22 protein-coding genes are annotated in these 25,447 nt (G+C 73.7%); 10 read left to right on the forward strand and 12 right to left on the reverse strand.

Annotation, left to right across the window (positions count from 1 at the left end; genetic code table 11):
* Window positions 1–4: 4 nt before the first annotated feature.
* A complete protein-coding gene (locus AB3388_RS14360) occupies window positions 5–1,945 on the reverse strand; it encodes an acyl-CoA dehydrogenase family protein (RefSeq protein WP_495405955.1) in 1,941 nt (646 codons plus the stop codon).
* 108 nt (window positions 1,946–2,053) lie between these two features.
* On the opposite strand from AB3388_RS14360, the gene AB3388_RS14365 reads away from it, so the two are divergent.
* Entirely contained in the window at window positions 2,054–3,088 is a 1,035-nt protein-coding gene (locus tag AB3388_RS14365) for an alpha/beta fold hydrolase (RefSeq protein WP_495405956.1), read from the forward strand.
* A gap of 37 nt (window positions 3,089–3,125) precedes the next feature.
* Here the strand turns inward: AB3388_RS14365 and AB3388_RS14370 are convergent, their stop codons facing one another.
* The gene (locus AB3388_RS14370; protein ID WP_495405957.1) at window positions 3,126–4,970 is read right to left on the reverse strand and encodes a phosphoenolpyruvate carboxykinase (GTP); all 1,845 of its coding nucleotides are present in this window, start codon (window positions 4,968–4,970) and stop codon (window positions 3,126–3,128) included.
* Window positions 4,971–5,131: 161 nt separating this feature from the next.
* On the opposite strand from AB3388_RS14370, the gene AB3388_RS14375 reads away from it, so the two are divergent.
* On the forward strand, window positions 5,132–5,680 hold the full coding sequence (locus tag AB3388_RS14375) for a hypothetical protein (protein WP_495405958.1): 549 nt from the start codon (window positions 5,132–5,134) through the stop codon (window positions 5,678–5,680).
* A gap of 25 nt (window positions 5,681–5,705) precedes the next feature.
* Here the strand turns inward: AB3388_RS14375 and AB3388_RS14380 are convergent, their stop codons facing one another.
* The 4 genes from AB3388_RS14380 to recD2 all read right to left on the reverse strand — a co-directional run bounded on the left by AB3388_RS14380 (window position 5,706) and on the right by recD2 (window position 10,828).
* Complete coding sequence (locus tag AB3388_RS14380) at window positions 5,706–5,972, reverse strand: hypothetical protein (protein WP_495405959.1); 267 nt, start codon at window positions 5,970–5,972, stop codon at window positions 5,706–5,708.
* Window positions 5,969–7,027 carry a PD-(D/E)XK nuclease family protein gene (locus AB3388_RS14385; protein ID WP_495405960.1) on the reverse strand — a complete coding sequence of 353 codons (1,059 nt, stop codon included), beginning with the start codon at window positions 7,025–7,027 and terminating at the stop codon, window positions 5,969–5,971. Before AB3388_RS14385 ends, AB3388_RS14380 begins: the two co-directional genes overlap by 4 nt.
* Window positions 7,024–8,448: a DEAD/DEAH box helicase family protein gene (locus AB3388_RS14390; RefSeq protein WP_495405961.1), complete on the reverse strand. Its 1,425-nt coding sequence runs from the start codon at window positions 8,446–8,448 to the stop codon at window positions 7,024–7,026. Before AB3388_RS14390 ends, AB3388_RS14385 begins: the two co-directional genes overlap by 4 nt.
* Before the next feature lie 112 nt (window positions 8,449–8,560).
* Window positions 8,561–10,828 (reverse strand): SF1B family DNA helicase RecD2, encoded by a 2,268-nt coding sequence (gene recD2, locus AB3388_RS14395; protein ID WP_495405962.1) that lies wholly within the window; start codon window positions 10,826–10,828, stop codon window positions 8,561–8,563.
* 179 nt (window positions 10,829–11,007) lie between these two features.
* On the opposite strand from recD2, the gene AB3388_RS14400 reads away from it, so the two are divergent.
* Window positions 11,008–11,490 (forward strand): single-stranded DNA-binding protein, encoded by a 483-nt coding sequence (locus tag AB3388_RS14400; RefSeq protein WP_495405963.1) that lies wholly within the window; start codon window positions 11,008–11,010, stop codon window positions 11,488–11,490.
* 3 nt (window positions 11,491–11,493) lie between these two features.
* Here the strand turns inward: AB3388_RS14400 and AB3388_RS14405 are convergent, their stop codons facing one another.
* Together AB3388_RS14405 and AB3388_RS14410 are read right to left on the reverse strand one after the other, a co-directional pair.
* The gene (locus AB3388_RS14405; RefSeq protein ID WP_495405964.1) at window positions 11,494–12,297 is read right to left on the reverse strand and encodes an SRPBCC family protein; all 804 of its coding nucleotides are present in this window, start codon (window positions 12,295–12,297) and stop codon (window positions 11,494–11,496) included.
* 6 nt (window positions 12,298–12,303) lie between these two features.
* Entirely contained in the window at window positions 12,304–13,335 is a 1,032-nt protein-coding gene (locus tag AB3388_RS14410) for an LLM class flavin-dependent oxidoreductase (protein ID WP_495405965.1), read from the reverse strand.
* A gap of 151 nt (window positions 13,336–13,486) precedes the next feature.
* On the opposite strand from AB3388_RS14410, the gene AB3388_RS14415 reads away from it, so the two are divergent.
* Entirely contained in the window at window positions 13,487–15,106 is a 1,620-nt protein-coding gene (locus AB3388_RS14415) for a flavin-containing monooxygenase (protein WP_495405966.1), read from the forward strand.
* A 51-nt stretch (window positions 15,107–15,157) separates the two neighbouring features.
* Here AB3388_RS14415 and AB3388_RS14420 read toward each other — a convergent pair whose 3' ends face one another.
* Together AB3388_RS14420 and AB3388_RS14425 are read right to left on the reverse strand one after the other, a co-directional pair.
* Window positions 15,158–16,948 (reverse strand): sigma-54-dependent Fis family transcriptional regulator, encoded by a 1,791-nt coding sequence (locus tag AB3388_RS14420; protein WP_495405967.1) that lies wholly within the window; start codon window positions 16,946–16,948, stop codon window positions 15,158–15,160.
* 108 nt (window positions 16,949–17,056) lie between these two features.
* A complete protein-coding gene (locus AB3388_RS14425; RefSeq protein ID WP_495405968.1) occupies window positions 17,057–17,977 on the reverse strand; it encodes an alpha/beta hydrolase in 921 nt (306 codons plus the stop codon).
* 141 nt (window positions 17,978–18,118) lie between these two features.
* Here AB3388_RS14425 and AB3388_RS14430 point away from each other — a divergent pair, with 141 nt between their 5' ends.
* From AB3388_RS14430 to AB3388_RS14440, 3 genes are all read left to right on the forward strand, one after another.
* Window positions 18,119–18,535 carry a VOC family protein gene (locus tag AB3388_RS14430; protein ID WP_495405969.1) on the forward strand — a complete coding sequence of 139 codons (417 nt, stop codon included), beginning with the start codon at window positions 18,119–18,121 and terminating at the stop codon, window positions 18,533–18,535.
* A 22-nt stretch (window positions 18,536–18,557) separates the two neighbouring features.
* Window positions 18,558–19,124 (forward strand): dihydrofolate reductase family protein, encoded by a 567-nt coding sequence (locus AB3388_RS14435; RefSeq protein ID WP_495405970.1) that lies wholly within the window; start codon window positions 18,558–18,560, stop codon window positions 19,122–19,124.
* A 155-nt stretch (window positions 19,125–19,279) separates the two neighbouring features.
* Window positions 19,280–20,836, forward strand: a complete 1,557-nt coding sequence (locus tag AB3388_RS14440) for an adenylate/guanylate cyclase domain-containing protein (RefSeq protein ID WP_495405971.1) — start codon at window positions 19,280–19,282, stop codon at window positions 20,834–20,836.
* A gap of 14 nt (window positions 20,837–20,850) precedes the next feature.
* Here the strand turns inward: AB3388_RS14440 and AB3388_RS14445 are convergent, their stop codons facing one another.
* Window positions 20,851–21,501 carry a response regulator gene (locus AB3388_RS14445; RefSeq protein ID WP_495405972.1) on the reverse strand — a complete coding sequence of 217 codons (651 nt, stop codon included), beginning with the start codon at window positions 21,499–21,501 and terminating at the stop codon, window positions 20,851–20,853.
* Complete coding sequence (locus tag AB3388_RS14450) at window positions 21,498–22,631, reverse strand: sensor histidine kinase (protein ID WP_495405973.1); 1,134 nt, start codon at window positions 22,629–22,631, stop codon at window positions 21,498–21,500. Before AB3388_RS14450 ends, AB3388_RS14445 begins: the two co-directional genes overlap by 4 nt.
* A gap of 156 nt (window positions 22,632–22,787) precedes the next feature.
* Here AB3388_RS14450 and AB3388_RS14455 point away from each other — a divergent pair, with 156 nt between their 5' ends.
* From AB3388_RS14455 to AB3388_RS14465, 3 genes are all read left to right on the forward strand, one after another.
* Window positions 22,788–23,222: a DUF6326 family protein gene (locus AB3388_RS14455; RefSeq protein WP_495405974.1), complete on the forward strand. Its 435-nt coding sequence runs from the start codon at window positions 22,788–22,790 to the stop codon at window positions 23,220–23,222.
* Between the two features lie 109 nt (window positions 23,223–23,331).
* On the forward strand, window positions 23,332–24,324 hold the full coding sequence (locus tag AB3388_RS14460; RefSeq protein WP_495405975.1) for a rod shape-determining protein: 993 nt from the start codon (window positions 23,332–23,334) through the stop codon (window positions 24,322–24,324).
* A gap of 130 nt (window positions 24,325–24,454) precedes the next feature.
* Window positions 24,455–25,447, forward strand: coding sequence for an IS481 family transposase (locus AB3388_RS14465; RefSeq protein ID WP_495405976.1), 993 nt, complete (start codon window positions 24,455–24,457; stop codon window positions 25,445–25,447).

Consider the following 25,447-nt stretch of genomic DNA (forward strand, 5'->3'; position numbering starts at 1 on the left):
CCCCTCACCCGGCGGCCGCGGCCCCCACCGCTTCGGCCGACGGCTCCCCCACGAACTGCTCGGCGGCCGGTGGCGCGTGGCTCGGCATCATCGGGCCGTCGCCCGCCGGGTCGAGCACGTCGTCCTCGAACCACGCGTAGCGGCCGGCGAGGACCTGCTGCGCGGCCCGGTACTGGGCGTCGTCGTCGTTGGCCCACAGCTCCGCGAACAGCGTGTCGGCCCGGCGGCGGGCCTGGCCGCAGAACAGATCGGCCAGCTCGTGGGCCCCCTGCCCTCGGTCGGGCTGCTCGCGGGCGATGGTGTCGGCGTAGACGCACGCGCACGCCATCGCGTACAGCTCCGCGCCGATGTCGACGATCCGGCCGAGCAGCGTGCCCTTCTGCTCCAGGCGCGCCTGGTAGCGGCCCATGGCGTAGAAGGTGCAGCGCGCGAGCTTGCGGGAGTGGCGCTCGACGTAGCGCAGGTGCTTGGCGAGGTCGCCGAACTCGGCGAAGGCGCGGGGACGCTGCCCGGCGCCCGTGGTCAGCGTCGGGAACCACGTGGCGTAGAACCCGCCCGCCTTCGCCGCGGCTCGCGTCCTGTCGGCGAGTGCGGCGTCGGGGCGGACCAGGTCGCCGGCCACGCGCAGGTGCTGGTCGACGGCCTCGCGGGCGATCAGCAGGTGCATGATCTCCGTGGAGCCCTCGAAGATGCGGTTGATCCGCATGTCCCGCAGCATCTGCTCCGCCGGCACCGGCTTCTCCCCGCGGCGGCCGAGCGACTCCGCAGTCTCGTACCCGCGGCCGCCGCGGACCTGGATCATCTCGTCGACGGCGGTCCAGCCCAGCTCCGACCCGTAGAGCTTGGCGAGCGCGGCCTCGATGCGGATGTCGTTGCGCTTGTCGTCGGCCAGGCGGCTGGACACGTCGAGCACCGCCTCCAGGCCGAACGCCGTCCCCGCCAGCCAGGCGAGCTTCTGCGCGATCGGGTCGTGCCTGCCGATGGGCTTGCCCCACTGCGTGCGCTCGGCCGACCACTCGCGGGCGATCCGCAGCGCGTACTTGGCCTCCCCCAGGCAGAACGCCGGCAGCGACAGGCGGCCGGTGTTGAGCGTGGTGAGCGCGATCCGCAGGCCCTTGCCCTCCCCGCCGATGACGTCCCCGGTGGGGACGAAGACGTCGTCGAAGCGGGTCACCGAGTTCTCGAGGCCCTTGAGCCCCATGAACTCGTTGCGGTGCTCGACCGTGATGCCCTCCTGGTCGTACGGGCAGAGGAAGGCGGTGATGCCGCCCCGGTGACCCTCGGACTTCGGGACCACGGCCATGACCACGACCACGTCGGCGACCGCGCCGTTCGTGGCCCACAGCTTCGTGCCGCTGATCCGGTAGCCCGTGCCGTCCTCGGTCGGGACCGCGGTGGTGCTCATCCGCGCCGGGTCCGAGCCGACGTCCGGCTCGGTGAGCAGGAACGCCGAGACGTGGTCGGTGGCGAGCTTGGGCAGCCACTCGCGCTTCTGCTCCTCGGAGCCGAACAGGCGCAGCGGCTCCGGCAGGCCGATCGACTGGTGGGCGGAGAGCAGCGTCGAGATCGCCGAGTGCCACGTGCCGGCCATGGCCAGCGCCTTGTTGTAGTAGACCTGGCTCAACCCGAGCCCCCCGTACTCCTCGGGGATCTTCATGCCGAGGGCGCCCAGCTCCCCGAGGCCCCGGACGACGTCGGCGGGGATCTTCGCCTCGCGCTCGATCTGCTGCCGGTCGACGCGCTCGGTGAGGAAGGCGCGCAGGCGCTCGAGGAACGCCTCCCCCTTCCGCACGGCGGCCGGATCGAGGTCGGGCTGCGGGTGGATCAGGTCGAGGCGGAAGTTGCCGAGGAAGAGCTCCTTGCCGAACGACGGCTTGGTCCACTCGGTCTCACGGCTGGCTTCGGCCACCTGCTTCGACTGCTCGTACGAGGGATTCGACGCCATGGACCACCCTCGCCCCTGGACCCGTCCTCGGACAACTGCCCTGGGCCATTGCCACGGCACCCGGCCCGGTTGGACGCTTCTCCACGCCACCGAGGAAACGGAGGGGCCATGCCAGCGCCAACCGACTACGAGCTGTTCGACATCGGGGATCTCCCGCTCCAGCACGGCGGGGTACTGCGCGGGGCGAAAGTCGCCTACAAGACCTTCGGCACGCTCAACGCCGACAAGTCCAACGTGATCGTCCACCCGACCTGGTACAGCGCCTGGCACGACGCCAACGAGTGGACCATCGACGCGGGCCTCGCCTGCGACCCGGACCGCTACTTCATCGTCGTGCCGAACCAGATCAACAACGGGCTGTCGAGCTCACCGAGCAACACCCCGCCGCCGTTCAACGGGCCGTACTTCCCGCCGGTCACCTTCTACGACCAGATCGAGGCGCAGTACCGGCTGGTCACGCAGAAGTGGGGCATCGAGTCGCTGGAACTGGTCCTGGGCTCGTCGATGGGCGCCGCCCAGACCTACCAGTGGGCGGTCAGCCACCCCGACATGGTCAAGCGCGCCGCGCCCATCGTCGGGGCGCCGAGGACCAGCGAGCACAACAAGGTCTTCCTGAAGGGCCTGCGGGCGGCGCTGACCCTGGACCCCGATTTCAAGGGCGGCCTCTACTCCCCCGAGGCCCCGCCCACGCGGGGGATGCGCGCGTTCGCCCGCATCTACGCCGGCTGGGGGCTCTCGCAGGCGTTCTACTGGAACCGCGAGTACCGGGCGATGGGCCACCCCACGCTGGACGACTTCCTGACCGGCTGGTGGGAGGGCTACTGGCTCGACGACAAGGACCCCAACGACCTGCTGGCCATGCTGTGGACCTGGGAGAACGGGGACGTCGGCAAGACGCCGGGCTTCGACGGGGACACCGAGGCCGCGCTGCGCTCCATCCGCTGCCCCGTCGTCTCCATCCCGGCGCGGACCGACCTCTACTTCCCGCCCGAGGACGAGGTGGCGTGGTCGAAGTCGATCCCGCAGGGCGAGGTCCGGGTCATCGACACCATCTACGGCCACTTCGCCGGGCTGGGTTTCTACGAGCCCGACAACCAGTTCATCGACGAGGTGCTGCGCGAGCTGCTCGCTCGCCCGGTGTGACGACCGCCGGCGGGCGCCGGTCCGGCGCCCGCCGGGGTCACCCCGCCTCTGCGTCGAGCGCCGCCGCGACCCGGCGGTGCGCCGCCCAGATCTCCTCCGGCAGGTCGGCGAACTGCGCGAGGTGCTCCTCGCGGTAGGCCATCTCCTGCCGCCACCGGTCGGTGTCGATGGTGAGCAGCCGCTCGAGGACGCCGGGCGGCAGGTCCAGGCCGCGCAGGTCCAGCTCCTGCTCGGTGGGGACGATGCCGACCGGCGTCTGCCGGCCGCTCACCTCGCCGGCCTTGAGCTGGACCAGCCACAGCAGCGGACGCAGGTTCTCCCGGTAGCCCGGCCACAGGAAGGAGCCGTCGTCCGGGTCCCGCTGGAACCAGTTGACGTGGGCGAAGATCGGCTGGTCCTGCGCGGCGCCGATGACCTTCAGCCAGTGCGCCGCGTAGGCGCCCTCCGAGTAGGACATGAACGGCCGCATCGACATCGGGTCGTAGCGCAGCACGCCCTCGGTGCCCTCGGCGGCGAAGGTGGCCTCGGCGCCCAGGGTGAGGCCGTCGTAGACGCCCTCGGCGAGGTCGGGGATCGCGCGGACCAGCGGCTCCCGGTCGCGGGTGCGGCCGCCGAAGATGATCGCGTCGATCGGCACGCCGCGCGGGGTCTCGAAGTCCGACGCCACGTTCGGGACGTTGGCCAGCGTCGTCGTGAACCGGCTGTTCGGATGCGCCCAGGCCGAGTCGCCGGCCTCCGCCGGGCGCTCGCTGACCGGGTGCCCGGTCCAGTCCCGCCACCCCTCGGTGTCGGCCGGCGGCTGGGGCGTCTTGCCCTCCCACCAGACGTCGCCGGTCTCCTCGTTGTAGGCGACGTTGGTGAAGATCGTCCCGGTGCCCGGGCCGATCGCGGCGACCGCGGTCGGGTTGGTCTTCTCGTTGGTGTCCTTGGCGACGCCGAACACGCCGAACTCGGGGTTGATCGCGTAGACCCGCCCGTCCTCGGGATCGACGCGCAGCCACGCGATGTCGTCGCCGTAGAAGGTGACGTGGTAGCGGTCGCCGAGCGCGTCGGGGGCCAGCATCATCGCCAGGTTCGTCTTGCCGGACGCGCTGGGGAACCCGCCGCAGACGTGATAGGTGCGGCCGGTCTGCTTGTCGGTGATCCCGAGCAGCATGAACTGCTCGGCGAGGAACTCGCCCGACTTCCAGCCGTCGTACGCGGCCTGGCGCAGGCCGTGCGCGATCTTGCCGAGCAGCGCGTTGCCGCCGTAGGAGGACCCGTAGTGCAGGATCGTGCGCTCGTCGGCCACGGTCACGAAGTAGCGCTGGTCGTCCGGCGTCCCCTGGCCCAGGCTCTCCAGGTCGCCGGTGACGTGCACGCCGCGGACGAAGCTGTCCGGGTCGTCGAGGTCGTCGACGTGCTCCACACCGACCCGCGCCATCCGGATCATGTGCAGGACGACGGTGCGGGCGTCGGTGAGCTCGACCCCGGTCGCGTAGCGCGCGAGCGGGGAGCCCGGCGGCGCCATCAGGTAGGGGACGACGTACATCGTCTTGCCGGCCGACGCGCCCCGCATGCGCTCCTCGAGCAGCGGGCGCATCTCCTCGGCGGGCCGCCAGTTGTTGTAGACGCCCTTGTCCCCCGGGTCGCTGGTGGCGACGACGGTGCGCTCCTCGGAGCGGGCGGTGTCCTTGACGTGGCTGCGGGAGTAGTACCGGCCCTCACCGGCGGGGAAGAGCTCGCCGGCCTCCAGCGCCTCCCGGGTCAGCCGCTCGTCGTCGGAGGCGTTGACCACCTCGATCCGCGCTGCGCCGGTGTGCTCGGCCCAGTGGCGGACGAAGTCGCGAACGCGACCGTTCTTCAGTCCCGCGTCGTCGAGCACGGCGTCAATGGCGGCCACGAGCGATCCTTCCCGTTCGACCCTGCCGGACGATCTGCGGTTGACCGCCCCACTCGGGACCGTATTCCAGCAGCCGTCGGGTCGGCGCGCTGGCCCATGTGCCGGCCCCGGGGCGGCGGGTCGGCCAGAGGACGTCAGCAGGGGGCTCTACCGTCCGCGGCGTGAGCGACGGGTTCGAGGCGGACGACGATGCACCCGGCCCCCTCGCGCGGCTGACCGGCTACGAGCTGTGGGACCGCACCCAGCGGGCCGGGCAGCGGGTGGCCGACGCCTACGACCGGATGATCGGCGCCGCGTCGGGGCCGGCGCGGATGGCCCTGGCGCCGGAGTTCCTGCGGGGGGTGCGTGAGCTCCTGGCGCTGCGGCTCGTGGCCGTCGCCGGGGACCGGCGGCGGGCCTTCCCGCAGCGCGTGCCGCCGGCCGGCGGGCACGGCGTCGCCGCGCTCTGGGCCGAGGTGTTCTGGGCGGCGCGGGCCGGGTCCGCCGACGACGGGTCCGGCGTGCTCGAGGCGGCCGATGCCTCGATCCGGGGACTGCTGGCCCTGGAGCCCTCGGACCTGGCCGACGCGGACGCGCTGCGGGCGTGGCGGGAGCGGCTGGAGCACGTGGAGGAGACCTTCGGCGGGCTCGAGATGGCGGCCCAGGCGAGGGTGGAGAGCCTCCGTGCGGCCGCCGACCCCGAGCGGCAGGCGCGCCGGGAGTCGTGCTGACCGGCCCGTGCCCGGCGCTCTCGCGTCATGCCACGACGCGGGTGGACGCGCCCGGCCCGGGCTCGGCCACGATCCACCTCGTGCGCCCGTGCAGGGGCGGGGTCTTGGTGCCGTCGGTGAACCACACGACGACGCCCCCGTGGGCCCGGCACCGCGAGCGCACGACCCGGACCCGGCCGCCCTGTCTGCTCTTCACCGGCCTGACCAGCGGCAGGCCGAAGTCCGTGCCGACGACGTCGCTGGTGAGCACCGGCTCCCCGGCGGCCAGGTTGCTCGTCGAGACGGTGGTCATGCGGCTCCTTCCCGCCCGGTGCCGTTCCGCGTGACGCGGATCGTCTGCGGGCTGCGGATCCGCCGGGTGGGCACGACCTCGCCCAGATCGGCCAGCCGCTCGACCGCGGCGTCCTTGTCGACCTGCGTGCGCAGGCCGCCGCCGGACCACTCGCAGTACAGGTCCTCCGCCGGCCCGGACCGGCCCCGCAGCCGCTCCCGCGCGTACTCCTTGTGCCGCTTGGCCTCGTTCTCGGCGGCCCGCCAGGCGTCGTAGTCGCGCACGGCCGCGGTGAAGTCCTCGTCGGTGACGGTGAGGCGGGACTGGCGGGAGACCTCGCCCTCGGTGTCCGGGTCCACCGGCGGGCCCCAGCACAGGTCCAGGAACGGGCACCAGTCGCACATGGTGTCCACGCCCGGCCCGAACCCGTCGCGCGGGACGGCGTCGACCCCGTCGTCCTCCACGGTGGCGTAGACGTCGGTGAGCCACAGGAGGGCCTCGGCGGTCAGCGCCGGGTCGTGGTCGGCCTCGAAGACGACGTCCTCCCCGGAGTCGCGGGAGAGGTAGCGGATGCGCAGTCCCTCGACGTCCTGCCCGGTGCCGGCCGGGAGCCGCCGGTCGTGGACCTGCCCGGTGCGCAGCAGCCAGGCGTAGACGGCGACCTGGAACCAGTGCTTGACGGGCACCCCCCGGGTGAGCACCCGCTCGAAGCCGAACCGGGACGTCGTCTTGAGGTCCTCGACGACGGGGGCGTGCCACCAGTCGCAGCGGCCCTTGACCTGCTCGCCCTTCAGGCCGACCTCGGTCACCCCGCCGTACTGGCGGCGCAGGGCGCGCAGCACCCCGCGGTGCAGTTCGGTGCCGAGGAAGGCCTGCAGGCCGGTGCGGGAGTTGGTCGGCCGGCGCCGGGCGACCCGGTAGGCCGCCCGGCGCCGGCACTCGCCGAGCTCGGAGGCGCCGATCATCCGCTGCCGCGAGCGAGCCCGGCGGCGGTCGAGGTCACGGACCGCCGCCGCCAGGCTCGGAGCGGCCCGCCGCTCGGCCGCGCTGGGCCGGGCGGGCAGGACCGCCGTCACGCGGAGATCTCCTGCTGCCCGACCGACAGGCCGGACCGCTGGGTGGCGATCACGTCGCGGACCAGCGCGGTCAGTCGCCTGGTCGCCACGTGCTCGGCCGGCCGGCCGAACCGCTCCGCGATCTGCTCGTCGGTCACGCCGAGGCTCTCGAGGCTGGCCAGCACGCCCTTGCGGGCGGCGGTGAGCCGGCGCTCTCGCGGGTCGTCGGGGGTCGGCGAGGCCTCCAGCAGCGGGTTCGCCGGCGCGGCGGCCGGAGCGGCACCCGCGGCGGCCCGGGCGGCCTCGACCACCGCGGCCGGCGTCGTGGGCGCGGGCGGAGCGGCCGGGGCCCGGCGGCGACCGGCGGGGTGGGCGTCCATCGAGGCCTCGACGAACTGCTCGTGCCGGGCCTGGATCAGCTCCGCGACGGTGTAGGAGCCGCCGGGGGTCGGGACGTCGGCCTGCAACAGCGCCGCGCGGTTGGCGTGGGCCCAGACCTCGCGCAGGTCGTCGTCGTCCTCGGCGTCGGAGATCCGGGCGACCAGGTCGGCGGCGTCCGGCTCGCTCGGCCGGCCGGCGCGGGCCTCCTCGTCGCGTTCGTGCTCGAGCAGCCCGCCGCCGTGGAAGGGGACGAGGTCGCGCACGTGCGCGGTGCCCGGGTCGCACTTGAGCGCGTCGAAGACCAGCCACTCCAGCAGCCGGCCGTCGGCCGCCTTGTCGGCGACCTCCCGGGCCGGGTCGGTGTTCGGCTTGATGCCGACGTGGACGCTGCGCGCGCCGACGACCAGCGGCCGGCGACCGCGGCGCAGCCGCACCCACACGCTGGCCGCGTACGGGAACTCGCGGTGGGTCTGCACCGACCAGGTCTTCTGTCCCTCGATCGGGCGGCCGTTGCTGTCGACCTCGGTGACCTCCTTGCCACGGGCGGTCACCACCACGATGCCCGGGAAGGTGAGCAGCTCGGTCTGCAGCTTGCGCCAGCGGGCGCCGGCGTCGTTCCACAGGTTCTGGCTGATCGTGATCTCGGCGTTCGGGTCGCGCTTGAGCAGCTCGCGGTTGCGGAGGGACTTGGCGGCGCGCGCGCTCGCCCAGTCCTTGAGGCCGTCCCAGATCGCCGAGCCGGTGTCGATGCCGAGGACCACCGGCGGCTCGCCGGCGTCGGCGGCGCGGCGCGCCTCGGCCTTGACCGCCTGGACGGCGGCCAGCACCTGGGCGTACGAGCCGTCGTGCTCGATCAGCTGGTAGTCGGCGCCGGGGATGGCGCCGTACTCGTCGCCGGCGCCCTCGTTGAGGTCGATCCAGTACAGGGCGCCGATCTTGTCACTGGCGCTGAACTGGGCCAGAGACCAGCTCTTTCCCGACTTCTCCTCACCTTCCAGGAGGATGCACGGCCACGGGACGCGGCCGGTGGGCTTGCGGGTCTTGAGGCCATCCATGGCCATGATGTGCTCCTTGCCGACACGGGGAAGATGTCGACCCGAAAGCTATGAGCGGGTAGTGACAGAAACGGGCGGCGCGCACAAGCACCTCCGCAGACTTTCTCGAAATCGCAGGTCAGGCCGCGGGATCGGCGTGTCGCCGTTCGCTCTCGGCGTAGCCGGTCGCGCGCCGCGGGCCACCGCGGAGGCGGTGGGCCAGCGCGGTGTGCCGGCGGCCGGCCCCGGTGGCGCGCACGGCCTGGGCGAGCGCCCGCGGCGAGCCGACGAGGACGACGAGCTGCTTGGCCCGGGTGACGGCGGTGTAGAGCAGGTTGCGCTGCAGCATCATCCAGGCGCTGGTGGTCAGCGGGACCACGACACAGGGGTACTCGCTGCCCTGGGAGCGGTGGACGGTGACGGCGTAGGCGTGCACCAGCTCGTCGAGCTCGCCGAAGTCGTAGTCGATCGCCTCGTCCTCGTCCGTGCGGACGGTGAGCGTCTGCTCGACGGGATCGACGGCGGTGACGACGCCCTGGGTGCCGTTGAACACCCCGTTCGCGCCCTTGTCGTAGTCGTTGCGGATCTGGGTGACCTTGTCCCCCACGCGGAACACCCGCCCGCCGAAGCGCTTCTCGGCCCGGCCGGGCCGGGCCGGGGTGAGCGCCTCCTGCAGCAGCTCGTTCAGCGCGGCGGCGCCGGCCGGTCCGCGGTGCATCGGGGTGAGCACCTGCACGTCCCGGCGGGGGTCGAGGCCGAACCGGGCCGGGATCCGCCGCACCACGACGTCCACGGTGAGCCGGGCGGCCTCCTCGGCGTCGTCGGTGGCGAACAGGAAGAAGTCGTCCAGGCCGCGGACCTGCGGCTGCGTGCCCGCGTTGATCCGGTGCGCGTTGGTCACCACACCCGATCTGCTGGCCTGCCGGAACACCTGGGTCAGCCGCACGTGCGGGATCGGCGTGCCCTCGGCGAGCAGGTCGCTCAGCACCTGCCCGGCGCCGACCGAGGGCAGCTGGTCGACGTCGCCGACCAGCAGCAGGTGCGCTCCGGGCGGGACGGCGCGGACCAGCTTGTTGGCCAGCAGCAGGTCCAGCATGGAGGACTCGTCGACCACGACCAGGTCGGCCTGCAGCGGCCGGTCCCGGTCGAAGGCGGCGTCCCCGCCCGGCCGCAGCTCCAGCAGCCGGTGCACGGTGAGCGCCGGCACGCCGGTCAGCTCGGTCAGCCGCTTCGCCGCCCGCCCGGTCGGCGCGGCGAGCACGACCTTCGCGCCCTTCGCCGCCGCGAGCGTGACGATCGAGCGGACGGTGAAGCTCTTGCCGCAGCCGGGGCCACCGGTGAGGACGGCGACCTTCTGGGTCAGCGCAAGCCGCACCGCGTCCTGCTGGCCGGGCGCCAGCTCCGCGCCGGTGGCCCGGTGCAGCCAGGCCAGCGCACGGTCCCAGTCCACGCCGGCGAAGTGCGGCATCCGGTCGGTCTCGGCGGCGGCCAGCCGGCGCAGTCCGCCGGCCAGGGAGACCTCCGCCCGGTGGAAGGGGACGAGGTAGTACGCCACGGTGGGCGGCTCGCCGTCGGCGCCGGGGAGCTCGTCGCGGACCAGGTTCTGATCGGCCACGAGCAGCGCCAGGCAGTGGCGGACGAGGCCGGCCGGCACCTGCAGCATCTCCACCGCCCGGGCGGCCAGGTCCGGCTCCGGCAGGTAGCAGTGCCCCTGGCCGGTGGCCTCGGAGAGCACGTGCTGCAGCCCGGCCTCCACGCGCTCGGTGCTGTCGTGCGGGATCCCGGCCGCGGCCGCGATCGTGTCCGCCGTCTTGAAGCCGATGCCCCAGACCTCGGCGGCCAGGCGGTAGGGCTCCTCGCGGACGACGCGGATCGAGGCGTCGCCGTACTGCTTGAAGATGCGCACGGCCAGCGACGTGGAGACGCCCAGGCTCTGCAGGACGACCATCACCTCCTTGATGCCCTTCTGCTCTTCCCAGGCGGCGGTGATCAGCCGGGTCCGCTTCGGGCCCAGGTTGGGCACCTCGGCCAGCCGCGCGGGTTCCTCCTCGATGACCCGCAGCGCGTCGGCGCCGAAGTGGTCCACGATCCGCTCGGCCAGCTTGGGGCCGATGCCCTTGACCAGCCCCGAGCCGAGGTAGCGGCGGATGCCCTGAGTCGTGGCCGGGAGCACGGTGGTGTAGTCCTCGACCTGGAACTGCCGGCCGTACTGGGGGTGCGAGCCCCACCGGCCCTGCAGCCGCAGGGTCTCCCCCGGCTGGGCGCCCAGCAGCGCGCCCACGACGGTGACCAGGTCCCCGCCGCGCCCGGTGTCCAGCCGGGCCACGGTGTAGCCGGTCTGGGCGCTGGCGAACGTGATCCGCTCGAGCGACCCCTCCAGGACCGCCCCGGACCGCCCCTCCGCCACCCGCCCTCCCCCCGCCGACCCGGCCGACCCCGACGCCCCCGATGGAAACACGCCCTGCCGACACCGCCGCGGCCTCGCAGCCGGCCGTCCTCCCCGGCGGCGCGCGGAAATGTCGGTGGGCCTTCGTAGCCTCCGGGCGCTCACCTGAGCGATGCATCGACGCTACGGAGGACCGGACCATGGCCGGCGACACTGTCATCACCATCATCGGCAACCTGACCAGCGACCCCGAGTTGCGTTTCACGCCCTCGGGCGCGGCGGTCGCCGACTTCACCATCGCGTCCACCCCGCGCACCCTGGATCGCCAGACCCAGGAGTGGAAGGACGGCGAGGCGCTCTTCCTGCGCTGCAGCTGCTGGCGGCAGCTGGCCGAGAACGTCGCGGGATCGCTCACCCGCGGCTCGCGGGTCATGGCTCAGGGCCGCCTCAAGCAGCGGTCCTTCGAGACCAAGGAGGGCGAGAAGCGCACCGTCGTCGAGCTGGAGGTCGACGAGATCGGCCCGTCGCTGCGCTACGCGACGGCGTCGGTGGCCAAGGTCGCCCGTTCCGGCAGCGGTCCCGGCGGCGGGTCCGGCGACGGCCGCGTCCCGGCCGAGCGGGGCGGCTCCCCCGACCCCTGGGCGGTGCCGGTCGGTGCACCGAGCGAGGAGCCGCCCTTCTGAGCATCAGGCCGGTTCGTCCTCCAGCCACTCGGTGATGAAGCGCGGGCTGGCGTGCACGTCGACCATGTGCACGCGGTCGGGGCCGAGGGTCCGGAAGCGATGGGGGGTCATGGCCGGGGCCACCTGCACGCTGGGTCCGGTGGCGACGAAGTCGTCGTCACCGACCCAGAAGTGCACCGAGCCGCTGACCAGGACGAAGGTCTCCGGATACGGATGCCGGTGCAGTCTCGGGCCGGACCCCGGGACGTCGGTGTCGACGACGATGACCGACACCTGACCGCCGGTGAGCTCGCCCTCGATCTCGCCTGCCTCGCGGAGGTCGAAGCCGACAGCCCGGTGGCGCTCGGCGAGCTGCTTGATGCCGTCGACGGTGGCCTGCATGTTCGCCCGGTGCTCGTCGAGGCGGCGGGCGACGATGCGCTCCTCCTTGTCCGGGCGTGCCTCGATCGCGGGCGTCAGGCCGGAGGGTGCCGGCCCCATGCGCATCCACTGCCGCAGCAGCGTGCCGCCGCCGGTGGGCTCGAGGGTGAAGCGCCAGGCGGCCGACGGGTGGGCGGGGTCGCCGACGACCCAGCCGAACTCCCGCTCGGGCCGACGAGCGACGACGGTGCTGGTGGTCTCCCACTCCCCGATCGCCGGGTGGGCGTTGCGCCCCACGAACCGCTGGTCGTCGAGCCAGCGCACCTCCTGCAGTTCCTGGGAGAACCGGGTGGGGGTGGCGATGTCGGTGACCAGGGCCCAGACCGCCGCGGGCGGGGCGTCGATGACCGCCTGCACCTCGGCGGTGGGCCCCTCGGCGTACTTCACGATGGATCAGCTCCTCTCCCCTGCCGGCTCGGCGCACAGCTCCACCAGCGTGCCCAGGGTGGCCAGCCGCTCGTCCAGGGAGCCGGTCAGCTTCGCCTGCAGCGTGCGCACTCCCGCGGCGCGGTAGGCCGCGATCCGCTCGCGCACCACCTCCGGGGGCCCGAGCAGGTTGGTGCGCCGGCCCAGGTCCACCGGCACGCGCTCGGCGGCCCGCTCCCGCTCGCCGGCCAGCCACAGCTCCTGCACGGCGCGGACGTCGTCGCCGTAGCCCTGCCGCTCGAAGGCGGCGTTGTAGAAGTTCGACCCGCGGGTGCCCATCGCGCCGATGGTGAACGCGTAGCCGCGGGCGTGCCGCCGGGCCGCCTCCTCCTCGTCGTCGGTGAACTCCACCCCGACCGGCACGACGACGTCCAGGTCGGCGAGGGTCCGCCCCGCGCTCGCGGCGCCGGCGGCGAGCGGCTCGAGGAAGGCTGCGGCCGTCTCGGGCATGAACGTGTTGGCCAGCCAGCCGTCGGCCACCTCGCCGGTCAGCGCCAGGTTCCGCGGCCCCATCGCGGCCACGTAGACGGGCACCGGGGTCGGCGGGGCCGCCGACCGGAGCGCGCGGCCGGCGCTGTCGGGCAGCGGCAGCCGGTACACCGCGCCGTCGTGCACGAGCCGCTCGCCGGCGGTGACGGTGCGCAGGATCTCGATCGTCTCCCGGGTCATCGCCAGCGGAGCGGTGAAGGGGACGCCATGCCACCCCTCCATCACCTGCGGGCCGCTGGTGCCCACGCCCAGGAGGAACCGGCCGCCGGAGAGCGCCTGCATCGACATCGCCGACATCGCGAGCAGCGCCGGCGTCCGGGCGCCCAGCTGCGCGATGCCGGTGGCCAGCCGGATGCGGCTGGTCCGCGCGGCCAGGAAGGCCAGCGGGGTGAAGGCGTCGTAGCCCCAGGTCTCGGCCAGCCACACCGAGTCCGCGCCGAGGCGCTCGGCCTCCACGACGAAGTCCACGTCCTCGGCGGTGATCCCTCCGGCGGCGACCGCGATCCGCATGCTGCCCTCCGCGCTGATCGTAGGGACGACGGGTGATGCGTTTCACATCGGAACACCTGTGCCGGGCCGGCCGCGGACATCGTGGACGACACCGCCGCCCGGCCGCACCCGGCCCGGGCACCAGGACAGCCCGATCGAAGGAGTTCCCCAGGTGACCAAGACCCCGACCATCGACCTCGACGCCGTCGTCATCGGTGCCGGCTTCGGCGGCATCTACATGCTCAAGAAGCTCCGCGACGAGCTCGGCCTGCGGACTCGGGCCTTCGACCGGGCCGGCGGCGTCGGCGGCACCTGGTACTGGAACCGCTACCCCGGCGCCAAGTCGGACACCGAGAGCTTCGTCTACCAGTACTCGTTCGACCGCGAGCTCCTGCAGGAGTGGGAATGGAACACCCGCTACCTGGAGCAGCCCGACATCCTGGCCTACCTCGAGAAGGTCGTCGACCGGCACGACCTGCGCAGGGACATCCAGCTGAACACCGGCGTCGACGCGCTGGCCTTCGACGACGGCACCGGCCTGTGGACCGTCGGCACCGACGACGGGCAGACCCTCACCGCCCGCTACGTCGTCTGCGCGGTCGGCCTGCTGTCGAAGACCAACTTCCCCGACATCACGGGCCGCGACTCCTTCCAGGGCCGGCTGGTGCACACCGGCGCCTGGCCGCAGGACCTCACCCTCGAGGGCAAGCGGGTCGGCGTCATCGGCACCGGCTCCACCGGCACCCAGTTCATCTGCGCCGCCTCGAAGATCGCCGACCACCTGACGGTGTTCCAGCGCTCGCCGCAGTACTGCGTGCCCTCCGGCAACGGCCCGGTCGGCGAGGACTACGTCTCCGGCGTCAAGCGGGACTACGACCGGATCTGGGAACAGGTGCGCTCCTCGATGGTCGCCTTCGGCTTCGAGGAGAGCACCGTCCCGGCGATGAGCGTCTCCGCCGAGGAGCGGCAGCGGGTGTTCCAGGAGAACTGGGACAAGGGCAACGGCTTCCGGTTCATGTTCGGCACGTTCAGCGACCTGGCGGTCGACCCGGTCGCGAACGAGGCGGCCGCTGCGTTCATCCGCGGCAAGATCGCCGAGATCGTGCGGGACCCCGAGACCGCCCGTCTGCTGACCCCGACCGACCTGTACGCCAAGCGGCCGCTGTGCAACGAGGACTACTACGAGGTCTACAACCGCGACAACGTCCGCCTGGTCGGCATCAAGGAGAACCCCATCGCCGAGATCAACCCGCGCGGGGTGCGCACCGAGGACGGCACCGAGCACGAGCTCGACGTCCTCGTCTTCGCCACCGGCTTCGACGCGGTCGACGGCAACTACGTGCGGATGGACATCCGCGGCACGGACGGCGAGACCATCCAGCAGCACTGGCAGGACGGCCCGACCAGCTACCTGGGCATCAGCACCGCCGGCTTCCCGAACCTGTTCATGATCCTCGGGCCGAACGGGCCTTTCACCAACCTGCCGCCGAGCATCGAGACCCAGGTCGAGTTCATCACCGAGCTGGTCGGTGAGGCGGAGCGGCGCGGCGGTCTGGTCGAGCCGACGTCCGCGGCCGAGGCCGCCTGGACGCGCACCTGCCAGGAGATCGCCGACTCCACGCTGTTCCCCAAGGCGGAGTCGTGGATCTTCGGCGCGAACGTGCCCGGCAAGAAGCACACCGTCATGTTCTTCATGGCCGGTCTGTCGGCCTACCGCACGAAGCTGGCGGAGGTGGCCGCCACCGACTACGACGGCTTCCTGGTGCGCCAGCGCATCCCGCTCGCGGCCTGAGGGCGATTCCGGGCGAGGGGCGCGGCCGCTGGTCGCGCCCCTCGCCCGGCGTCAGACGCCGATGTGGTGCTGCTGCATCTTCCGGTAGAGGGTGGTGCGCCCGATGCCCAGCGCCTCCGCCGCCTGGCTGCGGTTGCCCCCGCTGCGCTGCAGCGCGGTGACGATCGCCTCCCGCTCCGCGGTCTCCATCATCGACAGCTGGCGGCCGGAGGCCGCCCGCTGCACGTGCGGCGGCAGGTCGGCCGGCCGCACGGTGCCGCCCGGGTGCCGGCGGGCGAGGGACTCCACCAGACGCCGCAGCTCCGCCACGTTGCCCGGCCACGACCACCGCAGCAGAGCCTGCAGCGACTCCGACGAGAAGCGGGCCCGCGCCGCCGCTCCCGGGAGCACCGCCAGGATGTTCGCGACCAGGTCCGGGATCTCCCCGCGCATGTCTCGCAGAGGGGGCAGCTCGACGATGGTGGCGACCTGCGCGAGCAGCTCGCGCACCGGCTCCGGCGCCGCAGACAGATCGACGGTCATCACCACCCGGCTCCCACCGCTCTCGGCGAGCGCCTTGGCCCGGTTGACGTCCTCGGGGACCAGGTCCTGCAGGTGCCGGAGGACGACGGCACGTCCGGCGTCGACGGCGCCGGTGGCCGTGTGGAACCACCCGGTCCCCGGTGCGGCCGTGGCGAGGTCGAGCACGAGCGGGTCCGGCTGCCCGTGGGCGGCCAGCAGCGTCCGCGCGGTGTGCAGCTTGCCGGCACCGGGACCCCCGTCGAGGGCGATCAGCTCGCCGTGCCGGACGGCGGTTCCGAGCTGGCGGTGCACCTCGGCGACCGGGTGCACCGGTGCCTCCTCGGCCGGGCGGCGCGGTCGCCGGGCCGCCGTCCCCTCGGCTGCCGCGGTGGCCGGGGCCGGCAGCACCCGGATGCAGTACGCGGACCCGTGGCTCTCCCCGGCGCCGACCGGTTCGACGACGACCTCGCGCCATCCGTTCTGCAGCGGCAGGCGGGTGCGCACCGGTCCGCGCGCCGGCGGGGCCTCGCGCAGGTGCGTCCACAGCAGCGCGTGGGACTCGGTCGTCAGGTGCGGCAGGCCGGCGGTGTTGGCGAAGACGGTGCGCTCGTTCACGACGATCACCGGCTCGCCGCCCGCCTGATCGGCGATCAGGTAGGCGCGGATCAGCGCCTGTTCCCGGGCGCCGAGCATCGCGGTCAGGTTCGTCTCGATCTGCCGGCCGACGTCGGTGGTGATCGCGTACATCAGCGGACTGGCGTCCTCGGTCAGGCAGGCCAGCGAGAAGCTGCCCAGGATCCGGCGGGTGAACGGCTCGTAGATCGGCGTCCCCGCGCAGGTGACCCGGTCGAGCAGGTCGTTGTAGTGCTCGCTCCCGCGCACCACGACCGGGCGGCGCTCCTCGATCACCGTGCCGAGCGCGTTCGTGCCGATCGAGGCCTCGGAGAAGTCGAAGCCCTCGGCCGCCGAGGCGCGGTCGAGGACCGTGCGCTGTCCCGGCTCGTGCGCCTGGCGGAGGACGATCTCGCCGCGGTCGTTGCTCACGAACATCGCGACGCGGACGTCGGCGAGGTGCTCGCTGAGCCGGTCCAGGACCGGTGCGGCCGCCTCGCGGAGCCGCGGGTCGAGCTGCACCGCGCTGCTGTAGCGGATCGACGCGGGCGCGGTCGGGACCGCCTCGCCCACGCAGCGCCGCCAACTGCGCTCGATGACCTCGGGGACCGCGCGCGTGGGCTCCGGCCGGGCCAGCAGCCCCTGCGTGAGCAGGTCGTCGCGTGCCCGGCGGATCCGGTCGGGGTCCAGCGGTGACTCGCCGGTCCACCGTGTGGGGAAGGAGCTCATCGGACCACCCCGTCGTGTTCCCGCAACCCTGCTGGCGAGTCAACCACCGCCGGGGGGCCCGCCGCGCGTGCGGCGGGCCCCCCGGCGGTCGGTGGGACGGTCTGCGGATCAGCCCCGGTACCACGCGGCGATGGCCGCGATCTCGTCGTCGGCCTCAGGGGCGCGTCCGGCCAGGAACGGGAAGACGTGCTGCATGCCGTCCACGAGCGAGAGCGTCACGTCCACGCCGGCCGCGCGGGCCCGGTCGGCCAGCCGGGTGGCGTTGTCCAGCAGGGACTCGGCACCTCCGGCGTTGACGTAGAGCCGGGGGAAGCCGGTGAGGTCGGCGTGCAGCGGGTTGGCCAGCGGGCTGGTCGGGGGGACGGCGTCGCCGAGGACGCCGGCGATCATCCCCTCGAGCAGCTCGACGGTGATGAGCGCGTCCGTGGCGTCGTTCGTGCGCAGGGTCTCGCCCCTGTTCTCCATGTCGAGCCACGGGGAGAACGCGATGACCGCGCCGGGCAGCGACTTGCCCTGCTCGCGCAGCGCCAGGGGGATGGCGACCGCGAGGTTGCCACCGGCGGAGTCGCCGATGGTGGTGACGTCGTCCGGGCGGATGCCACGCTCGAGCAGGGCGTCGAAGACCGCGACGCCGTCCTCGACCTGCGCCGGGTGCGGGTGCTCCGGGGCACGGCGGTAGTCGAGGACGAACGCCGTCACCCCCAGGGCCTTGGCGACGTGCCCCGCCAGCTTGCGGTGGCTGGCCGCCGAGCCGACGGCGAAGCCCCCGCCGTGGGTGTAGAGCAGCACCTTCGAGCGCGCCGCGCCCGCGGGCAGGGCCCAGATGCCCGGCACTCCGCCGACGGTCTCCTCGCGGTAGGTGACGTCCTCGGGCTCGCGCGTGGGCTGGTGCCACTCGTCGAAGATGGCGCGGAACAGCCGGGTGGTGAGCCCGGGCGTGGTGGCCAGGATGCCCGCCCAGTCGGCGTAGAGCCCACGGAGGGCCTCGCACTCGGTCGACGGCAGGCGGGTCTCGGCGGTGGCGGTCATCGCGGCGCTCCTTCAGACGGGGTGACGGCTCTCACCCTCGCGGGCCACCGCCGGCCGCGGGTGTTCCGATCTGGAACGGGCCCGGTCCTGCCGCGATGACTTTTCCTGCCGCTCGCCGTCGATGGAGCAGGAGGGGAAGCGATGAGGACCTTGCACTTCGGCCTGCGCGTGGCCGATCGAGAGCGGTCGCTCGCGTTCTACCGGGCGGTCGGCTACGAGGTGGTCGGCGAGGTGCCCGAGACCGGCATCGGGCACCTGACCATGCTCAAGCTGCCCGACGACGAGTTCGTGACCATCGAGCTGGTCCACGGGCCCGCGGGCGGCGACCCGGGTGCGGGCAGCGGCCTCAGCCACTTCGTCATCACGGTGGAGTCGATGGCCACGACCGTCGCGGAGCTCGCCGCCCGGGGCGTGGACGTCGAGCCACCGGCGTCACCGGACGGCTCCGACGACTTCCTGACGGCGATGCTCACCGACCCCGACGGCAACCGGATCGAGCTGGTCCAGTGGCCGCCCGGTCACCCCGCCGGCATGAGCGCGGCCGACTGGTCCGAATGACTTTCCTGCGGGAGAACAGGCGATGACTGCTTCGATCCGGCTCTACATGTCCATGTCCCTGGACGGCTTCATCGCCGGGCCGGACGACCGGCCCGGGCAGGAGCTCGGCCGCGGCGGCGGCCGGCTGTTCAACTGGCTCGACGACCGGCTGTCCCCGGGACCGAACGGGCAGGTGTACGGCGAGGCCATGGCCACCGGAGCGGTGATCTCCGGACGGCGGACGTTCGAGCTCGCCGGACGCTGGAACGGCGACCACCACGACGGCGTGCCGATCCTCGTGCTGACCCACGCCGTCGACGACGGCGACGAGCCGCCGGGCAGCGCCCGGTTCTACACCGACGTCCGCGCCTGCGCCGCCGATGCCCGGGCCGCGGCGGGCGACCGCGCCGTCATGGTGCACGGCGCGGGCGCGGCGCAGGCATTGCTGCGGGCCGGTGAGCTCGACGAGCTGGAGATCCACCTCGTCCCGGTCCTGCTGGGCGCGGGCCGGCGGCTGTTCGCGGCCGACGCCGACCCCGTCGAGCTGGAGCTCGTCCGGCACCTGGAGGGGCGCGACGCGACCCACCTGCGCTACCGGGTGCGCCGCTGACCGCCGTCCCGAACCTGCTGGTGCCGGCCCCGCCGCGGGAGCACACTGCCCTCCGTGGCGTCCGAACCGGCCGCCCTGGTCAGAAGGAGACCACGCCGCCCGCTCCGGCAGGTCCGGCGGCGCCTCCGAGGTCGCGCCCGCGACGGGGCCCCGCGATGAGCGGGAAGCACCGTGACCGGGGAACCGGATCGATCCCCCGCCCCCGGCGGGGGGACGGCGCACCGGGCCAGGCCCTGGACACCGATCGGATCAGGGCCGGGTTCGTCGTCCGCCTGATCGCCGACCACGGTCGCCGCCCGACGGTCGCGGCGATGGTGCTGCTGGCGCTGGTCCTCCCCCTTGCCGGCCTGGTGTTCCTGCTGCGCAACGACTTCAAGGGGCTGCACTGGAGCGAGCCGCCGCTGCACTTCGCCGTCTTCCTGACCGTCGGGGCCGTCGCGGCCAGCCTCTCGCTGGTGGCCGGCGAGGCGGCCCGCCGGCGCGGCGACGCGCGGGTCCTGCTGCTGTCCCTGGCGTTCCTGGCGACGGGCGGCTTCATGGCCCTGCACGCCGTCGGCACGCAGCATGTGCTCACCGACGACGCGCTCCCCGGCTTCAACATCGCCATCACGGCCGGACTGCTCGTCGCCGCGCCCTTCGCGGTGGCCTCGGCCCTGGTGGACGTGCGGCCCTCGGCCGGTGGGTGGGTGGTGCGGCACCGGCAGCGGCTGCGGGTGGGCGTGCTCGTGGCGCTGCTCGTCTGGGCGGTGTGGTCGGTGTTCGAGTGGCCGCCGCTGCAGCAGGTGACCGCCGAGGGTGGGGAGAACGTCGCCCTGAAGACGGCGGCGGCGCTAGGCGCGCTGCTCTACGCGGTCGCGGCGTTCCGGCTCTGGTGGGTGAACCGCAGCTACTTCGGGCTGCTCGTCTTCAGCGTCGTGGCCTGCTACGGCCTGCTGGCCGAGGCGCTGGTGGGCGTGGCGGTGGCCGGCGAGCGCAAGTGGCACCCCACCTGGTGGGTGTGGCACGCGCTGATCGTGGCCGGCTACCTGCTCGTGTTCGCGGCCGCGCGCCGCGAGTGGCGCGACGAACGCTTCCGGCCGTTGTACCTGCCGACGACCCGGGAGCACCGCGGCGAGGTGTCCGTGCTCGTCGGCGACCTCGCTGGCTTCACCGGCTTCACGGCCGCGCGCGACGCAGCGGAGGTGGCGGCCATGCTGCGCGCCTACTACGAGCGGGCCGCGCCGCTGATCTCCCGCCGGTTCGGCGGCGAGGTGGAGAAGTTCGCCGGCGACGGGGTGTTCGCGACGTTCAACCGCGACGGGGACCAGCCGGACCACGCGCTGCGCGCGGTGGAGGCGGCCGCGGCGCTGCAGGCCGAGGCGGAGCGGATCCACGGAGACCATCCCGACTGGCCGGGGCTGCGGATCGGCGTCAACAGCGGCCCCGTCGTGTTCAGCGAGATGGGCGGCAGCGGCTACCTGGTCTACCCCGCCGTCGGGGACACCGTGAACGTCGCGGCCCGGCTGCAGGAGCAGGCTCCGGTCGGCGGCGTGCTGATCGGCACCGGCACGCGCGACCAGCTGCCGGGCGCCGTCGACCTGCTGCCGGTGACCGGGCTGCACCTGAAGGGCAAGGACGCGGCGGTGGACGCCTACCTCGTCCAGCTGCCGCTGCGGACGTCCTCCGCCGCGGTGGCGCGGCCAGCGGGACGGCGGAGCGCGCCACACGGGTGATCCCGCCGCCGTCCTCACCGCACCCGCCCCGTCTCGTAGGCCCAGATCACCAGCTCGACCCGGTTCCGGGCGCCGAGCTTGGTCATGAGCCCGGACAGGTGGAACTTCACGGTGCTCGTGCTGATGTGCAGCTCCCGGCCGATCTCGGCGTTCGTCCGCCCCCGCGCGACGGTGAGCAGCACCGCCTCCTCCCGGTCGGTGAGGGGCTCGAGGGGCTGGACCGGCACGGCCGCCGAGCCGGCCGCGAAGCGCGCGAGCAGGCGCGCCGTGACCCCCGGGTCGACCAGCGCGTCCCCGTTGACCGCGGCGTGGATCGCCTGGGTCAGCTGCTCGGGTGAGGCGCCCTTGAGGAGGAACCCGCGGGCGCCCGCCTTGAGCGCCCCGTGGACGTGCTCGTCGGTGTCGAACGTGGTGATCACGACGACCGCGACGGGCGACTCGGCGCCGGGTCCGGCGAGCATGCGGGTGGCCTCGATGCCGTCCAGGCCGGGCATGCGGATGTCGAGCAGGCACACGTCGGGCCGCAGCCGCCGGGCGAGGGCGACGGCCTCGCGCCCGTCGGCCGCCTGGCCGACCACCTCGATGCCGGGCTGGGCGCCGAGGATCGTCGCCAGGCCGGCCCGGACGATGCTCTGGTCGTCGGCGACGATCACGCGGACGGTCATGGGGCGCCCCGCGGGAGCACGGCGCGGACGCACCAGCCGCGATCCGGACCGGGCCCGGCCGTCAGCGTCCCGCCGAGCAGGGTGACCCGCTCGGTCATGCCGACCAGCCCGAACCCGGGCGGATCCGCGGCGGCCGTGCGCGCGCCGTCGTCGTCGACGGTCAGCTCCACGTCGGCGGCCCGGCCGGTCACCGTGACGCGGACCCGGGTGGCCAGCCGGGCGTGCCGCCGGGCATTGGTGACCGACTCCTGCGCCACGCGGTAGAGGGCCGCCTCCAGGGCCGGCGGCAGGCCGGCCAGGTCCCCGCGCAGCTCGACGTCGACCCGCAGCGCATCGGTGCCCGTCGCGGCCAGGCCCGCGAGATCGGCCACGGAGTGGCGCGCAGCGAGGGAGGGGCGGTCGCGGAGGGCGCCCACCATCGCGCGCATCTCGGCGAGGGTCCGGGCCGCCTCGCCCTCGATGACCCGCAGCGCGTCGGCCGCCCCGTCCGGCGAGGCGGAGCGGGCCAGCACCAGGCCGGCCTGCGCTTGGACGGCGATGGCGGACAGGTGGTGGGCGACGGTGTCGTGCAGCTCCCGGGCCAGCTGCTCGCGCTCGTGCAGCCGCGCCTGCTCGACCAGCTGCTCCCGCGCCACCGCCCGGTACCGGGTCGCCGTCCCGACGGCGGCGGCACACAGCAGCACGGCGACCCCGCCGACCGCGTCTCCGGCGTCGGTGGACTCGACGCCGACGCTGAGGATCAGCGCCACCGCGGCGAGGGCGCTGCCGAGGACGACGTCGCGACCCGACCCCCACCGGAACAGCGACGCGAGGAGCACGAGCGCCACCGCACCGGTGTAGAGGAACAGCTGCTCGACGCCGAGGACGAGCGCGGCCAGGTCCAGGACGACGAACGCCCCGAAGGCGAGACCCACCGCGGCCAGGGGACGGCTCCGCCGGATCAGGACGGCGGCCGCGAGGACGCACCCGAGGGCGACGGCCGCGGGCCGCCACCCCGGATCGACCCGCGTGAGGGCCTCGACCCCGGCCCCGACCAGGACGACCCCGGCCAGCACCTCGTCCCGCCGCGTCCGGGCGGGCGGCGTCGCCACGGCGGGCTGGGCGCGCGTCGAGCCGGCGGCTGTCCACACGGTGCGTCAGCGTAGGAAGATCCGCCGCTCCCCGGGGCCGGCCGAACGGCCCCACCTGACCTGGCCGTTCGGCCAGGTGGGGTCCGGCCCCGGGACCGGTGTGCCCCCCGGCTCCGTCGCGGCACGGTGGGCCCCCGTCGAACGAGGAGGTGTGCGGTGACGAGCATCCGGACGACCGGACGTCAGGACACGAGGGTGGACGTGCGGGTCGTGCTCAGCGGCCTGTGGATCAGCACGCTGTTCGTCTTCGCCTACGTCGACATCTTCGGCTTCTTCCGGGCCGACGTGATCACCGGCGCGCTCGCGGGCGAGGCGCCGGGCCCGGGCTTCGAGATCGGCCAGGCCTTCCTGACCCTCACCACGCTCTACGTCCTCGTCCCGAGCCTCATGGTGTCGGTGTCGCTCCTGGCCCCGGCCAGGGTGAACCGGGCCGCCAACGTCGTCGTCCCCCTGCTCTACGCGGCCTCCGTCGTCGTCACCGTCGTCGGCGAGACGTGGATCTACTACCTCCTCGGGAGCGCCGTCGAGGTGGTGCTCCTGCTCGCCATCGCGCGCACCGCCTGGACGTGGCGGTCGCCGTCCGCGCCGTGACGGGCCGGTCGAGCAGGGAGTTTCTCGGGCCCGGAGGGCGTCGGGCCTGGACCGGACCCCGGCCCACCCCCAGACTGGTGCCACAGCCGGCGGTCAAGGAGGGGCCACGGTGGGACTCGGCATCGATCTGGGCACGGCCACCACGGTGGTGAGCGACGGCCGCCGCGGCATCGTCTTCGACGAACCGTCCGTCATGCTGCTGCGCCGCGGTGGCAGCCGCCGGGAGCGGGTCCTCGCCGTCGGGCAGGAGGCGGCCGACCTGCTCGGCCGCGCCCCCGGGGACCGGTTCACCGCGGTCCGGCCGCTGCACGACGGGGTGGTCACCGATCTGGAGACGGCCCGGTTGTACCTGCGCTCGGTGCTGCACCGGGCCGGCCGGCGGGTCTGGGAGCTCCCGGTCCGAGCCGTGATCGGCGTCCCCGTCGGCTCCTCCGCGCTGGAGCGCCGCGCCCTGCTCGAGGCCGCGGAGGAGGCGGGCATCCGCCCCGTGACGGCGCTCGACGGGTCGATCGCGGGCGCGGTCGGCTGCGGCATCGACCCGCTGGAGCGGCGCGTGCACATGGTCATCGACGTCGGCGGTGGCACGGCCGAGGCGGTGGCGTTCTGCTACGGCGGGGTGCTCGCCCACCGGACCAGCAAGCTCGCCGGTGACGAGATGACGGTGGCCGTCTCCCGGCACCTGCGGGAGACGCACCAGCTCCACGTCGGCGAGCTCGAGGCGGAGCAGCTGAAGATCCGCGCGGCCTCCGACGGCAACGGACCGCTCGTCGTGCAGGGCCGCGACGCCGCCAGCGGCCGGCCGCGGCTGGCGACGGTGCAGGCCGCCGACGTGGCCGAGGCCGTGCGGCCGATCACCGACGAGATCGTGCGGACGCTGGCCGGCGGCCTGGACGACCTCCCCCCGCAGGGCATCGCGGACGTGATGGCGGAGGGCGTGCTGGTCTTCGGCGGGTCCGCCCGGGTCCCCGGCTTCGCGGCGGACCTGGAACGGACCCTCGGCCTCCCGGTCAAGCTCGCCGAGGAGCCCCGGACGTGCGTGGCCGAGGGCGCCTCCCGGGCGCTGCGCAACCGCTCGCTGCTGGCCGCCTACGGCCGGCGCTAGGTGTACTGACCAGAGACGTTGGTCGAGGGCGTGTGACCACTCGATCTGACTGATCGATCTTGTGGAGGGAGGACCTCCGGACGTGGAGTGGGGCTGCTGAAGGCACCCGCTCACCAACCCGGAGGTCCTCGTGTCTCACGCTAACGCTGCCCTGACCCCTCGTCACCGGCTGAAGCTCGGCCGCGCCGTGGTCGACGAGAACTGGTCGATCAGCTACGCCGCGGCGGTGTTCAACGTCTCCTGGCCCACAGCCAAGCGCTGGGCCGACCGGTACCGCCGGGGCGGCCCGGCGGCGATGCAGGATCGCAGCTCACGACCGCATTCCTGCCCGCGCCGGACGCCGCGGCCGGTGGTGCGCAAGATCGTGCACCTGCGCTGGAAAAAGCGCCTCGGCCCAGTCCAGATCGCCGACCGCGTCGGCCTGGCGCCCTCGACCGTGCACGCGGTGCTGGTTCGCTGCCGGCTCAACCGGCTCTCCCATGTCGACCGGGCCACCGGCGAGCCGATCCGCCGCTATGAACATGAGTACCCCGGCTCGCTGCTGCACGTCGACGTCAAGAAGCTGGGCAACATCCCCGACGGCGGCGGCTGGCGCTACGTCGGGCGCCAGCAGGGCAAGAAGAACCGGGCGGCCACGCCCGGCACGCCCCGCAACGCCCACCACAACCCGGTGATCGGCACGGCATTCGTGCACACGGTGATCGACGATCACAGCCGCGTCGCCTACGCCGAGACCCACGACGACGAGACCGCCGCCACCGCGATCGGCGTGCTGCGCCGCGCGGTGGATTGGTTCGCCGCGCGGGGCGTCACCACCCAGCGGGTGCTGTCCGACAACGGCTCGGCCTACCGCTCGCACGCCTGGCGCGATGCCTGCGCCGAGCTCGGGATCAATCTCAAGCGGACCCGGCCCTATCGGCCGCAGACCAACGGCAAGATCGAACGGTTCCACCGCACCCTGGCCGACGGCTGGGCCTTCGGCCGCATGTTCCTCAGCGAATCAGCGCGCCGAAAGGCACTGCCGGCCTGGCTGCACGAGTACAACCATCACCGGCCCCACACCGCGATCGGAAACCGTCCCCCGATCACGCGCTTGACCAACCTGTCCGGGCAGCACAGCTAG

The sequence above is a fragment of the Geodermatophilus sp. SMS 5-13 genome (assembly GCF_059428245.1).